This window comes from Mesorhizobium kowhaii (genome assembly GCF_042431665.1).
Classification (GTDB): domain Bacteria; phylum Pseudomonadota; class Alphaproteobacteria; order Rhizobiales; family Rhizobiaceae; genus Mesorhizobium; species Mesorhizobium kowhaii.
The window spans coordinates 153,451-166,918 of sequence record NZ_JBHLYT010000052.1 but is presented as its reverse complement, the minus strand read 5'-3'; the positions used below and the strand labels follow the sequence as shown (position 1 = coordinate 166,918).

General features: G+C 63.7%; 14 protein-coding genes. All 14 read left to right on the top strand.

Annotation, left to right across the window (positions count from 1 at the left end; genetic code table 11):
- Window positions 1-15 precede the first annotated feature (15 nt).
- The 14 genes from ACFFNA_RS27195 (at window position 16) to ACFFNA_RS27130 (ending at window position 13,461) form a co-directional block, all read left to right on the top strand.
- Window positions 16-1,131, top strand: coding sequence for an ABC transporter substrate-binding protein (locus ACFFNA_RS27195; RefSeq protein WP_111549114.1), 1,116 nt, complete (start codon window positions 16-18; stop codon window positions 1,129-1,131).
- Window positions 1,132-1,155: 24 nt separating this feature from the next.
- Window positions 1,156-1,989: an ABC transporter permease gene (locus tag ACFFNA_RS27190; protein WP_111549115.1), complete on the top strand. Its 834-nt coding sequence runs from the start codon at window positions 1,156-1,158 to the stop codon at window positions 1,987-1,989.
- Entirely contained in the window at window positions 1,989-2,795 is an 807-nt protein-coding gene (locus ACFFNA_RS27185) for an ABC transporter permease (protein ID WP_378923037.1), read from the top strand. The genes ACFFNA_RS27190 and ACFFNA_RS27185 overlap by 1 nt, the downstream gene beginning before the upstream one ends.
- 82 nt (window positions 2,796-2,877) lie before the next feature.
- Window positions 2,878-3,285, top strand: coding sequence for a DUF3168 domain-containing protein (locus ACFFNA_RS27180; RefSeq protein WP_111549117.1), 408 nt, complete (start codon window positions 2,878-2,880; stop codon window positions 3,283-3,285).
- A 170-nt stretch (window positions 3,286-3,455) separates the two neighbouring features.
- A complete protein-coding gene (locus ACFFNA_RS27175; protein WP_111549118.1) occupies window positions 3,456-3,755 on the top strand; it encodes a hypothetical protein in 300 nt (99 codons plus the stop codon).
- 73 nt (window positions 3,756-3,828) lie between these two features.
- A complete protein-coding gene (locus ACFFNA_RS27170; protein ID WP_023812809.1) occupies window positions 3,829-4,494 on the top strand; it encodes a response regulator transcription factor in 666 nt (221 codons plus the stop codon).
- Window positions 4,478-5,911, top strand: coding sequence for an ATP-binding protein (locus ACFFNA_RS27165; RefSeq protein ID WP_111549119.1), 1,434 nt, complete (start codon window positions 4,478-4,480; stop codon window positions 5,909-5,911). Before ACFFNA_RS27170 ends, ACFFNA_RS27165 begins: the two co-directional genes overlap by 17 nt.
- 188 nt (window positions 5,912-6,099) lie before the next feature.
- On the top strand, window positions 6,100-6,537 hold the full coding sequence (locus tag ACFFNA_RS27160; RefSeq protein WP_111549383.1) for an RT0821/Lpp0805 family surface protein: 438 nt from the start codon (window positions 6,100-6,102) through the stop codon (window positions 6,535-6,537).
- Between the two features lie 126 nt (window positions 6,538-6,663).
- Complete coding sequence (gene ccmI / locus ACFFNA_RS27155; protein ID WP_378923032.1) at window positions 6,664-7,803, top strand: c-type cytochrome biogenesis protein CcmI; 1,140 nt, start codon at window positions 6,664-6,666, stop codon at window positions 7,801-7,803.
- 8 nt (window positions 7,804-7,811) lie between these two features.
- Window positions 7,812-8,255 carry a cytochrome c maturation protein CcmE gene (ccmE, locus tag ACFFNA_RS27150; protein WP_111549121.1) on the top strand — a complete coding sequence of 148 codons (444 nt, stop codon included), beginning with the start codon at window positions 7,812-7,814 and terminating at the stop codon, window positions 8,253-8,255.
- Between the two features lie 32 nt (window positions 8,256-8,287).
- Window positions 8,288-10,279 (top strand): heme lyase CcmF/NrfE family subunit, encoded by a 1,992-nt coding sequence (locus ACFFNA_RS27145; protein WP_378923030.1) that lies wholly within the window; start codon window positions 8,288-8,290, stop codon window positions 10,277-10,279.
- On the top strand, window positions 10,276-10,743 hold the full coding sequence (locus tag ACFFNA_RS27140) for a cytochrome c-type biogenesis protein (protein ID WP_378923028.1): 468 nt from the start codon (window positions 10,276-10,278) through the stop codon (window positions 10,741-10,743). Before ACFFNA_RS27145 ends, ACFFNA_RS27140 begins: the two co-directional genes overlap by 4 nt.
- Before the next feature lie 131 nt (window positions 10,744-10,874).
- Window positions 10,875-12,428 (top strand): Do family serine endopeptidase, encoded by a 1,554-nt coding sequence (locus ACFFNA_RS27135; RefSeq protein WP_378923026.1) that lies wholly within the window; start codon window positions 10,875-10,877, stop codon window positions 12,426-12,428.
- 358 nt (window positions 12,429-12,786) lie between these two features.
- Complete coding sequence (locus ACFFNA_RS27130; RefSeq protein ID WP_378923024.1) at window positions 12,787-13,461, top strand: response regulator transcription factor; 675 nt, start codon at window positions 12,787-12,789, stop codon at window positions 13,459-13,461.
- Window positions 13,462-13,468 lie beyond the last annotated feature (7 nt).

Here is a 13,468-nt window from a genome sequence, read left to right as displayed (position 1 = left end):
AAAAGGGGAACTGACATGACAAATGACACCAAAAAACAAGCCATCGAAGGCCTGTCCACCAGGGCAGGTCGCGGCGAGATCTCGCGCCGGCAATTCGCGCAGCTGGCGGCAATCGTGCTGGCCGGCACGCCGATGCTGCTGCGCTCGACCGGAGCCTTTGCCGCGGCGAAGGAACTGGTGCTGGTCAACTGGGGCGGCGACGCCATCACCGCCTATGATGCCGCCTATGGCCAGGCCTTCACCAAGGACACCGGCATCACCGTCAAGATGGACGGCTCCGGACCTACCGAAGGCGCGATCGCCGCGCAGTTCAAGAGCGGCGCGCCGACCTGGGATCTCGTCGACGTCGACCCGTTCTCGGCCATCACGCTCGGCGCGCAAGGCGCGCTCGAGCCGATCGACTATTCGGTCGTCGACAAGAAGAAGATGCGCGAAGGCTTTGGCTGGGAGTATGCCGCCTCGACGTATTTCTTCTCCTATGTCATCGCCTATGATTCCGAGAAATACGGCAAGGACGCGCCGACCGGCATGGCTGATTTCTTCGACGTGAAGAAATTCCCCGGCAAGCGCTCGCTCTACAAATGGGGCGTGTCGAGCTGGGAGGCAGCCCTTCTGGCCGATGGCATCGCGCCCGCCTCGCTCTATCCGCTCGATCTGAAGCGCGCGCATGACAAGATCGCCGCCTTCAAGGAGAACGTCGTTGCCTATTGGGGCGGCGGTGCCGAGAGCCAGAGCGTGCTGCTCAATGGCGAGGCCTCGATGGCGATCGTCTGGTCGACCCGCGCTTCGCTGATCGAGCAGGATTCCGGCGGCAAGATCAAGTTCATCTGGGACCAGGGACTGATTTCGCCCGGAGCGCTCGCCGTGCTCAAGGGCAATCCCGGCGGCAAGGACGCGGCCATGAAGTTCATCGCCAGTGCCCAGGATCCGCAAAAGCAGCTGGTCATGTTCGACAAGCTCGGCCAGGGCCCCGCAAACCCGGCCGCCGACGCGCTGATCCCCGCCGACAAGAAGCGCATCAATCCGGTCGATCCCGAGAACATGAAAAAGCAGATCGCGCTCGATATGGACTGGTACGCCAAGAACTACGGGGCCGCGCTCGACGAATACACCAAGATCATCTCCGCCTGACCGAGGCAGGGATAATCGAACCGAATGAGGGCATATCTCTCCGACAGGATGGGCGCGGCGCTGTTGATGGCGCCGCTGCTCCTGTTTCTTGTCCTGGCCTATGCCTGGCCGTTCCTCGGCGTCGTCAAATGGAGCTTTACGCTGCCGACGCCCGGGCTCGGCCAGTATGAGGCGCTGCTCACGGACGATCTGGTGCAGTCGGTGTTCATCCGCACGCTGCGCATCGCGGCGGTCGTCACCGTGGTTTCGGTGGCCGCTGCCTATGCCATCACCGTCGTCTGGGTGCGCGGAACCCCGGTGCAACGGGTGATCGCCGAATTCTGCATCCTGGTGCCGTTCTGGATCTCGGTGCTGACCCGTGCCTTCGGCTGGGTGGCGCTATTGTCCAATCGCGGCCTGATCAACACCTGGTTGCAGGCGATCGGCTTTATTTCCGAACCGCTGGCGCTGGTGCGCAACGAATTCGGCGTCATCGTCGGCATGACGCATTTCCTCATTCCTTTTGCCGTCTTTCCGCTGGCGTCTTCCATGCGCAGCCTTGACGACCGCGTGCTGCTGGCCGCGCGCGGGCTCGGCTCCAGCCGCATGCGCACCTTCTGGTCGGTCTTCGTGCCGATGACGCGCTCAGGGATCATCGGTGCTGCCCTCATCGTCTTCGTGTTTTCGCTGGGCTTCTTCGTGACGCCGGCGATCCTCGGCGGCGGCCGCAGCGTCATGGTCGCCGAGCTGATCTATCTCAGGATCTTCCAGAGCCCGGACTGGGGGCTGGGCGCGGCGATCAGCGTCGTGCTGGTGCTGTTCGTCGGCGCGCTGATGGCGCTCTTGTTCCGCTATGTCAGACCGAAGCAATTGATCTGATGCCGACCTACCGCCCCGGTCCCGTCTCCCTGATCATCGCAGCCTTCGTGGCGCTGTTCCTGCTGATGCCGTTGCTCGCCGTCATCCCGGTGTCGCTGACGCCGAGCCGTATGCTGGCGATGCCATCCGGCGAACTGTCGCTGCGCCACTACAGGGCGCTGATCGAGGATCCGCGCTGGATCGACTCGATCCTGCTCAGCATCCGCATCGGCTTCGTCAGCAGCGCCTTTTCCACCGTGCTGGCGCTGTGCTTCAGCCTCGGCGTGTGGATGTTTCAGCCGCGCTTCACCGCGGCACTCGTCGGTTTTGTGCTGCTGCCCATGGTCGTGCCGCCGGTGGTCTCGGCCATCACGATCTACTTTCTGCTCACCTCGATCTCCGGCTTCAGCTCGTTCTTCGGCTATGACACCTGGCTGGGTGTCGCCATGGCGCATTCGGTGATGACGGTGCCCTTCGCCACCGTGCTGATGCTGGTCTCGCTCAGCCAGCTCGACCGGCGCATCGACCTTGCCGCGCGTGGCCTTGGCGCCTCGGTCTGGGAGCGCGCCACCCGGATCATCATGCCCAACATCAAGTTCGGCATCATCACCGCGGCACTTCTCTCCTTTGTGCTGTCCTGGGAAGAAATCGGCGTCACGCTGTTCATCACCTCGGTCAACGCCATCACGCTGCCCAGGCTGATGTGGATGGGCCTGCGCGACAACATCGATCCGGCGATCGCCGCCCTCTCGGTGATCCTGATCATCATCACGGTGCTGGTGCTTGCGCTTCGCAGTTTCGTGGTTAGGCTGCGCGGCGCCCGCTGATTGGCAAGCCGGGCAGAATCCGGATACCCTTGAGGGGTAGTCCTGGCACATGATCCGCAAGCCGCTACGGTGAGGGAAAACGATGACCGCGTCCGGCGATTTGCAGCAGGCATTGTTCCAGAGACTGAGAAGCGATGCATCGCTGTCGGCACTGCTGGGCGGCGCCGGACTGCTTGAGCAGGCAACCGACAATGCCGCCTTTCCCCACGTAACCTGCGGCCAGACCAGCGCCTTCGACTGGGACACTGGCGTCCAGAACGACGCCGATCAGCTGGTCACGCTGCATGTCTGGTCGAAGACCCACGACGAGGCCGAAACGCGTGCCATCATGGACAGCATTAAGGCGCGCCTCGCCGACGCGGTGCTGATCATCGGCCCGCGTGGACAGACACGCCTCGTGCAGGAATTCGCCGAGTCCCGCTATGACGAGGACCTGCTGGTGCATCACGGGTTGCTGCGTTTTCGCGCTATAACGCAGGAAAATGACTGATGCGCTTTCAATATGGTCCAAACGGGGTTTAGACTGATGCTTCCGGGATTTCGCCGGGTGGGCGGTGAAATCCGATCGGTTGTCTCGCGTTTCAGGGGTGTAGCGGACATGGTCTCGGTGGCGTTCACTGTTCATTTCACGTTCAGCACCGATGCGTTACAACGCCGACCATGAAAACGCTTCGCTCCCACTTCCGAACCGCGACACTGGCGCTCTGTGCTGCCGGGCTGTTTGCGTCGCAGGCGATGGCGACACCGGTCATCGCACCTGACGAGGGCGGCCCGATCGTATTGGCGGCGTCCGATTGCTACGCCATCGGCCAGCAAGTGGCCGAGCAGAATGGCGGAACGCTGGCCAAGGCCTCGCAATCGACACGCGGCGGCCAGCCGGTCTGCGTCATCGTCGTGCTCGTCCCGGGCAAGGACGGGCAGCGTCCGCGCCGTTCCGAAATCGTCGTTCCACAGAACTGACCCCTGCGGTTTCCCAGGCCGTCGGAATCGGCCTATATCTGCCCCTAGCTCTTCAACAGGTATCGATTTTCGCATGCGCGTACTCGTCGTCGAGGATGACAAGGATCTCAACCGGCAGATATCGGACGCGCTGGTCGATGCCGGCTATGTCGTTGACCGCGCCTTCGATGGCGAGGAGGGTCATTTCCTCGGCGACACCGAGCCTTACGACGCCGTCGTGCTCGACATTGGCCTGCCGCAGATGGACGGCATCAGCGTCGTCGAGCGCTGGCGTCGCGGCGGCCGCAAGATGCCGGTGCTGATCCTGACGGCGCGCGACCGCTGGAGCGACAAGGTCTCCGGCATCGACGCCGGCGCCGACGATTATGTCACCAAGCCGTTCCACATCGAGGAGGTGCTGGCGAGGCTCAGGGCACTGATCCGGCGCGCCGCCGGCCATGCCTCGTCCGAACTGACCTGCGGGCCGCTGCGCCTCGACACCAAGGCCTCGAAGGCCGATGTCGACGGCGTGCCGCTGAAACTGACCTCGCATGAATTTCGCCTGCTTGCCTATTTGATGCACCATATGGGCGAGGTGGTTTCGCGGACCGAACTGGTCGAACATCTCTACGACCAGGATTTCGACCGCGATTCCAACACCATCGAGGTCTTTGTCGGGCGGCTGCGCAAGAAGATGGGCATCGACATGATCGAAACCGTGCGCGGCATGGGCTACCGCATGCGTGAGCCGGAGGCGTAACTCGGAACCGCTCAAACAAACCGCAAGGACGCCGCTTTCGCTGCGTTTGTGGCCGCGTTCGCTGACGTTCCGCGTGATCGCCTTTTCCACGGTGTGGGCGATCGTGACCCTTGTCGTCATCTTCACCCTGATCACCACACTCTATCGCCAGGCCAGCGAGCGCGGCTTCGACAGCCTGCTTTCGGCGCATCTGTTCAACCTGATCGGTTCCATCGGCATCTCCGACAGCGGTGCGCTCACCGGCGCGCCCGACCTTGGCGACCTCCGGTTCTCGGAGCCGAATTCGGGCTGGTACTGGTCGGTTGAACCCGCTTCGGAAGGCGTGCACGGCGATCTTCATTCGTCGTCGATGACCAAGACGATCCCATCGCCTAGTGTCGCCGATGAGCCTTTCAATTCCAGTTTCCAGCGCAGCTATGCGGCCGAAGGCATCGATGGCGAGCAACTCGAAGTGTTCGAGAGCGAATTCGTTCTCGACTCCAAGAACCGCGCCGCGCGCTTCCGCGTCATGGGCAACCAGAGCGAACTCGAACAGGAGATCTCGACCTTCCAGCACCGCCTGCTGACTTATCTCAGCCTGTTCGGCGTCGGCATGATCGCCATCAACGCGATCGCCATCCTGCTCGGCCTGCAGCCGCTGCGCCGGGTCAGGAATGCGCTTGCCATGGTGCGCGAGGGCACCGCGCACAGGCTCGACGGCCAGTTCCCGGTCGAGATCGAACCGCTTGCCAACGAAACCAATGCGTTGATCGAAAACAACAGGCGCATCGTCGAGCGGTCGCGAACCCAGGTCGGCAATCTCGCCCATTCGCTGAAGACACCGCTGGCGGTGCTGCTCAACGAGGGCCGGGCTCTTGGCGGCGCCAAGGGGCAGCTGATTGCCGAACAGGCCGCTTCCATGCAGAAGCAGGTCGAGCACTATCTGCAGCGCGCCCGTGTCGCGGCGCAACGCGACAGCGTCGTCTACCGCACGCCGGTGGCGCCGCTGGTGCAGCGCATGGTGCGGGTTTTGCAGAAACTCAACCCGCAAACCAACCTGTCGCTGGCGCTGCCGGCCACTGAGATCGTCTTCGCCGGCGAGCGCGAAGACCTTGAGGAATTGCTGGGCAATTTGCTCGAAAACGCGATGAAATGGGCAAGGAGCGCGGTGTTGGTCTCGGTCGTGCCTTTGACCGGCAAGGACGACGCGGCCAGCCTGTTTGAGATCAGCATCGAGGATGACGGCCCGGGCATTCCCGAGGACAAGGCGCGCGAGGCGATGAAACGCGGACGGCGTCTGGACGAGACAAAGCCCGGAACAGGTCTGGGGCTGGCCATTGTCGCCGACCTCGTCAACGAGTATGGAGGCGTCCTGGCGCTCGAACGGTCCGGCATGGGCGGACTGAAGGCGGTGGTGCGATTGCGGAGCCTTCAGTGATGTATATCCAGGGCCAATCGACATTGGTGGACGGGGCGTGTCATGGCGGAATGTCGATTGATCCCGGAGCGGCCGGCAGCGGCCAAATTTCCGACAAATATCAATACTATGGCCACGCCCACTTCTCCGATGACGCGGCCCCCGGCTCATCCATGACAGGCTCCAACTCAAGAAAACCGGTTGTTGGCATGAAGATTCGCGTCGCGCTCGTTTCCGCATTGCTGGCCGTTTCCGGCTGCACCACCTTGAGCGGCAAGGGTCCGACCGTTCCGCCGACACCGGCCTCGACACCTCCTTCCAGCGGCAAGGTCACCACGACGATCATTTCCGCAATGGGCGGTGGTCTCGTCGGCGGCTCGATTGGAAACGGCCTTAGCGATGCCGAGAAGCGCAGTGCGCTCGAGGCTGAATACAAGGCGCTCGAATATACGACGAGTGGCCAGAAGGTGGCATGGAAGGGCGACCAGGCTTCGCATTATGGCGAGGTGGTTCCGGCCCAGCCCTATCGCGTCGGCTCGCAGGACTGTCGCCAGTATACGCAGACGGTGTTTACCGGCGGAGCCGGAGTGACGGCGCGCGGTACTGCTTGCCGCAACGCCGACGGCAGCTGGACGCCGCTGACCTGACAATCAACCGGTCCGGCTGGTATTCGGCCGGTTGATGTCGATCAAGGACATGCGGCGCGCCTGCCGTCAAAGCGTCGCAGGACACCTGTGTTGGCACGGCAGATGTCTGCCGGTATTGGAAGAAACATGCTGTTCTGGGTCATAGCTGCAATTCTCACGCTGGGTGCAAGCCTGGCGGTGCTGCTGCCGCTGGCCGCCAGTTCGAAGAGTGCGTCGTCGACCGGCGATCACGATCTGGAAGTCTATCGCGATCAGTTGTCCGAGCTCGACCGCGACGCCGCGCGTGGCTTGATCCAGCCGGCGGAAGCGACTGAGGCGCGGGCCGAGATCGCCCGCCGCATCCTTCGCCTCGACAATGCGGCAGCGGCCGGCAAGGCATCCGTCAGGCAGGCGTCGGTCGCGGCAAGGCTGGTGGCGACCGCGGCCGTGCTGGCGGTCCCGCTTGTCAGCTGGGGTCTCTACAGCCAGCTCGGCTCTCCCGACCTGCCGTCGCAACCACTCAGTGAGCGGTTGGCCAAGAATCCGGCCGACAGTTCGGTGGACGAGTTGGTGGCGCGGGCCGAAGCCCATCTTGCCGCCAACCCTTCCGATGGCAGGGGATGGGACGTGCTCGCCCCCGTCTATTTGCGCATGCAGCGCTTTTCCGATGCGGCGGCGGCCTATCGCAATGCCATTCGCCTCGATGGTGACAGTGCTGTCCGCCGGGCCGGTCTTGGCGAGGCGATCGCCAATGCGGCAGGCGGCATTGTCTCGGCCGATGCCCAGGACGCTTTCGAAGCCGCGCTGAAGCTCGATCCGGCCAATGCCAAAGCCAGCTTCTACCTGGCCATGGCGCTGGCGCAGGAGGGGCGCGCCAAGGAGGCGGTCGCGGCCTGGCAGGCGATGCTTGGCAGCCTGCCGCCGGATTCGCCATGGCGCGGCGCGGTCGAGCAGGCATTGGCCAAATCCGGCGGCCCCGAAGTCGCTTCCGGCGGCGCCACCAACGGCCCCAATGCCGGCGATGTCGACGCCGCATCCTCCATGTCTCCCGCGGACAGGGAGGCCATGATCAACACCATGGTCGCCGGTCTCGACGACAAACTGCGGCAAAATCCGCGCGACCCGGAAGGGTGGATGCGGCTCGTTCGTTCCTATGTCGTGCTCGGCAAGGCCGACCAGGCGCGTGACGCGCTGGGTCGCGCTATTGCCGTCTTTGGAGCCGACAGTGACGAAGCGAAAAAATTCACCGCCTTTGCCGCCTCGCTTGGCCTGACGACGACGGAGTAGAACCAGATATGACGCGCAAGCAGAAACGACTGTCGGTGATCGCGGGCGGGCTGGCCTTCCTGGGCGCGGCCACCGGACTGACCTTCTATGCGCTTGGCCAGAAGGCGTCCTATTTCTACATGCCGGCCGACCTCACCACCGCCAGCGTCCAGCCCGGCCAGCGCATCAGGCTGGGCGGGCTGGTCGAAAAAGGCACCATCCAGCGCGGGCAGGGGGCGACGGTCGCCTTTTCGGTCACCGACACGCACAAATCGGTCAAGGTCACTTACACCGGCATCCTGCCCGATCTTTTCCGCGAGGAGCAGGGCGTCATCACCGAGGGCACCTTCGGCCCGGACGGCACCTTTGTTGCCGACAGCGTACTGGCCAAGCATGATGAGCGCTACATGCCCAAGGAAGTGGCCGACGGATTGAAGGCCAAGGGCGTCTGGCAGGAGAGCAAGAGTGAATAACTCTGGCAGCAGAGGAAGCGTGGATTGCGGGCATGGTTGAGACCGGACATTTCGCCCTGGTCCTGGCGTTTGCGCTTTCGCTGGTGCAGACGATCGTGCCGCTGTTCGGCGCGCGCCTGAACAACCAGCGCCTGATGGCTGTCGGCGGCCCGGTCGCGGTGACCGGCTTTGCCTTGACGGCGCTGTCCTTCGTGGCGCTCGCAAGCGCTTATGCAAGTTCCGACTTCTCGGTGGCGAGCGTGTGGGAAAACTCGCATTCGCTGCAGCCGCTGATCTACAAGATCACCGGAACCTGGGGCAATCACGAAGGCTCGATGCTGCTCTGGGTGCTGATCCTGACCTTCTTCGGTGCGCTTGTCGCCGCTTTCGGGTCAAACCTGCCGGCGACGCTGCGCGCCAATGTGCTTGCCGTGCAGGGCGCGATCGGCGCCGCCTTCTTCCTGTTCATCCTGGCGACGTCCAATCCGTTCATCCGGCTCAATCCGGCGCCGATCGAAGGCCGCGATCTCAACCCGATCCTGCAGGATCTCGGCCTCGCCATTCACCCGCCGTTTCTCTATCTCGGCTATGTCGGCTTCTCGATCTGCTTTTCCTTCTCGGTCGCCGCCCTCATCGAAGGGCGCATCGACGCGTCCTGGGCGCGCTGGGTGCGGCCGTGGACGCTGGTCGCCTGGATGTTCCTGACCGGCGGCATCGCCATGGGATCGTACTGGGCCTATTACGAGCTCGGCTGGGGCGGTTTCTGGTTCTGGGACCCGGTCGAGAACGCCTCCTTCATGCCGTGGCTGGCGGGCACCGCACTGCTGCATTCGGCCATCGTCATGGAGAAGCGCTCGGCGCTGAAGATCTGGACGCTGCTGCTCGCCATCCTGACCTTTTCGCTGTCGCTGCTCGGCACCTTCCTGGTGCGCTCGGGCGTGCTGACCTCCGTCCATGCCTTCGCCACCGACCCGACACGCGGCGTCTTCATCCTGTGCATCCTGACGCTGTTCATCGGCGGTTCGCTGGCGCTGTTCGCCTTGCGCGCCTCCCGGCTGACGGCCGGCGGCCTGTTTCACCCGATTTCGCGCGAAGGTGCGCTCGTCCTCAACAATCTGTTCCTGACCACGGCAACCGCGACCGTACTTGTCGGCACGCTCTATCCGCTCGCCGTAGAGGCCTTTTCAGCCGACAAGATCTCGGTCGGCGCGCCGTTCTTCAATCTGACCTTCGGCCCGCTGATGGTGCCGCTGCTGGTGATCGTTCCGTTCGGGCCGCTGCTGGCCTGGAAGCGCGGCGATGTCTTCGCCGTCGCCCAGCGCCTGATGGCGGCCTTTGCCGCAGCCCTTCTGGCGACGCTGGTCACCGCTCTGTTCATCGACGGCGCATCGGTATTCGCGGCCCTTGGCGTTGGCCTCGCCGTCTGGCTGATCCTTGGCGCGCTCACCGATCTCGCGGTCAAGTCAGGCTTCGGCAATGTTGCAGCGGGGATCATGGTCAGGCGCCTGCTCGGCTTGCCGCGCTCGGTCTTCGGCACCGCCTTTGCTCATCTTGGCCTTGGCCTGACCACGCTCGGCATCGTCGGCACGCTTTGCTTCGGCACTGAAAAGATCCTGTCGATGCATGCCGGCGAGACGGTCGAATTGTCCGGCCACACGCTGCGTTTCGTCGGGCTTTATCCGGCCCAGGGTCCGAACTACAGCGAGGATCGCGGCCGCTTCGAGCTGATCGGCGTCAGCGGCAGCGCAATTGGCGAAATCAGCTCCGCCAAGCGTTTCTACCCGGTACGGCAGATGACGACGACGGAGTCCGGCATCAGGACGATGGGCCTCTCTCAGCTTTACATCTCGCTCGGCGACGAGGGCAATGACGGCTCGGTCGTGGTGCGTCTGTGGTGGAAGCCACTGGTGACGCTGATCTGGGGCGGTGGACTGGTGATGATGGCGGGCGCGGCCATGTCGCTGATGGACAGGCGCCTGCGTGTCGGCGCGCCGTCGCGCCGGCGCAAGCAGGCGAGCGCCGTGCCGACCGCGGGCCTGCCATGAGCGCACGGCTTTCGCTGACCTCGATCGTCCTGCTCCTGGCGCTGCTCTTCGCCGGCGCGGCACAGGCGGTGAAGCCAGACGAGATGCTGGCCGATCCGGCGCTCGAGGCGAGGGCCCGGGCGCTGTCCGAAGGCCTGCGCTGCATGGTCTGCCAGAACCAGTCGATCGACGAATCCGACGCCGATCTCGCCCGTGACCTGCGCATCCTTGTGCGCCAACGCCTCGTTGCCGGCGATACCGATCAGCAAGTGATGGACTATGTGGTGTCGCGTTACGGCGAGTTCGTGCTGCTGAAGCCGCGCTTCGAGCTGCGCAATGCGTTGCTGTGGGGGACGCCGGTCATCCTGCTGCTCGTTGGCGGCATTTTCATAGTGATGACCGCGCGGTCGCGTCGCACGCTGGCAACAAAATCCCTGTCCGCCGAAGAGCAGGCATCGTTGGACACCATTTTGCGCCGCGACTGACGGCCGCAGTCACCCTCAAACATTACCAAAGTTTCATGTGTCGGAAATGGCGCTGTAATGTGCGCCTCTCTAATTCTCTTTCCCGAGGATGCCGATCGAGGGCGTCCATTTGAAAGAGGATACGAGTCCCCATGAATATTGCCCCCAATTCATATTCCGTCACCCGTAAGCGTCTCCTGGCTGCCGTCGCGTCCATCGCCGTTGCCGGCGCGATCGGCATCGGTGCGCTGACGACTGGAACAGGGCCCGTTCTGGCCGATGCGGTGCGTGTCGAGGCACCGCAGGTGCCGGGCTTCGCCGATGTCGTCGAGCGCGTTTCTCCCGCCGTGGTCAGCGTCAAGGTCAAGGCCAAGATCAGTCCAGCGGCCGATGACGGTTCCGACCAGTCCGACGATCCGGACGGCATGAACAACCTGCCCGACAATCCGCAGCTGCGCCGCTTCTTCAAGGAATTCCGTGGCTTTGGCGATCAGAACGGCCAGGGTGGCGGTAATCGTCGCTTCAGCCACCGCGATCACAACAACGACCAGCCGCGGCCGGTGGCGCAGGGCTCGGGCTTCTTCATCTCCGATGACGGCTATCTCGTCACCAACAACCACGTCGTCGAGGAAGGCTCGGCGTTCACCGTGGTGATGAATGACGGCAAGGAACTCGACGCCAAGCTGATCGGCACCGACCCGCGCACCGATCTCGCCGTGCTCAAGGTCGATGGCGTCGGCAAGTTCACCTATGTCGACTTCGCAGACGACTCCAAGGTTCGCGTCGGCGACTGGGTGGTGGCCGTCGGCAATCCGTTCGGCCTCGGCGGTACGGTCACCGCAGGCATCGTCTCGGCCCGTGGCCGCGATATTGGCGCTGGTCCCTATGACGACTTCCTCCAGATCGACGCTTCGGTCAATCGCGGCAATTCAGGCGGCCCGACCTTCAACCTCAACGGTCAGGTCGTCGGCATCAACACCGCGATCTTCTCGCCGTCAGGTGGCAGCGTCGGCATCGCCTTCGACATTCCCGCTTCGACCGCCAAGCAGGTCGTTCAGGACCTGATGAAGAGCGGTTCCGTGCAGCGTGGCTGGCTCGGTGTCGAAATCCAGCCGGTCACCTCCGACATCGCCGAATCGCTGGGCCTGAAGTCGCAGAATGGGGCCTTGGTTTCCAGCGCCCAGGACGATGGTCCCGGCAAGAAGGCCGGCATCGTTGCTGGTGACGTGATCACCCAGGTTGACGGCAAGGACGTTGCTTCGCCGAAGGAACTGGCCCGGCTGATCGGCGCCTACTCGCCTGGCAAGTCGGTCGATGTCACGGTCTGGCGTGATGGCAAGAGCCAGACGGTCAAGGTCGATCTTGGCAAACTGCCCTCGAGCGACAAGCAGGCATCAGTCGACCAGCAGCAGCCGGCCGCTCCGGCCAAGCCCGACTCGCTGGCCGATCTCGGCCTGACCGTCACCAAGTCCGAAAACGGCAAAGGACTGGTGGTGACCGATGTCGATCCCGACAGCGATGCCGCCGACCGCGGCATCCAGCCGGGCGACATCATCACATCGGTGAATTCGACCGAAGTGAACGCCACCGACGACATCACCAAGGCGATGACCGAGGCGGTCAAGTCCGGCCGCAAGGCGGTGCTGATGCAGATCACCCGCGACGACAACAATCGTTTCGTCGCGCTGCCCGTTGCCAAGGGCTGAGGCACGGCCCGAAGCGTTCTTGCCTCTCCAGTCGGATGAGGACGCTTCGGCAGCAGGTTCGACTTTTCCAGTGCGGCGGTTTCAACACCCCCGAGCCGCCGTACGGGAAAGCATGGAGGAGCGCGCGTTAGTCAGTCATCGCGCTCTCCCCGGCGGCAGCGGGCTTCCCATCGCCCGCTGCCGCACCCCCACGCATGTCGTCAAAAAGCGTTTAAGCGGTCTTGGCGCAACGACGTCGGGGACAAGGATATTTATCGCGCACGGCTTCGGATGATCTTGATCGCGATGCGCTTTGGCAAAGGCCACAATGCAGATGTCTGCCACTCAACCTTCCAGCGAAATCGCGTATAACAGCCCCATGAAGATTCTCGTCATAGAAGACGATCGCGAGGCTGCGGATTACTTGCAGAAAGCCTTCACCGAAGCCGGTCACACTGCGCATGTTGCCGGTGACGGCGAAACCGGCTTCGCGCTCGCCGACGCCGGCGACTACGACGTGATGGTCATCGACCGGATGATGCCGCGCCGCGACGGCCTGTCGGTCATTGCCGGCCTGAGGTCGCGGGGCAACACGACGCCGGTGCTGATCCTGTCGGCACTCGGCGAGGTCGACGACCGGGTCACCGGCCTGCGCGCTGGCGGCGACGATTATCTGACCAAGCCCTATGCCTTCTCGGAACTTCTGGCTCGTGTCGAGGTGCTGAACCGCCGCGCCAGCGCCAAGGAAGCGGAAACCGTCTACCGCGTCGGCGATCTCGAACTCGACAGGCTGTCGCATTCGGTCCGTCGCGCGGCGCGCGAAATCACGCTGCAGCCGCGCGAATTCCGCCTGCTGGAGTATCTGATGCGCCATGCCGGCCAGGTGGTGACGCGCACCATGCTGCTCGAAAATGTCTGGGACTACCATTTCGATCCGCAGACCAATGTCATCGACGTCCATATTTCGCGGCTGCGCGGCAAGATCGAGAAGGGCTTCGACAAGCCCATCCTGCATACGGTTCGCGGCGCCGGCTATATGCTGAAGAGCGGCTAGCGGCAGC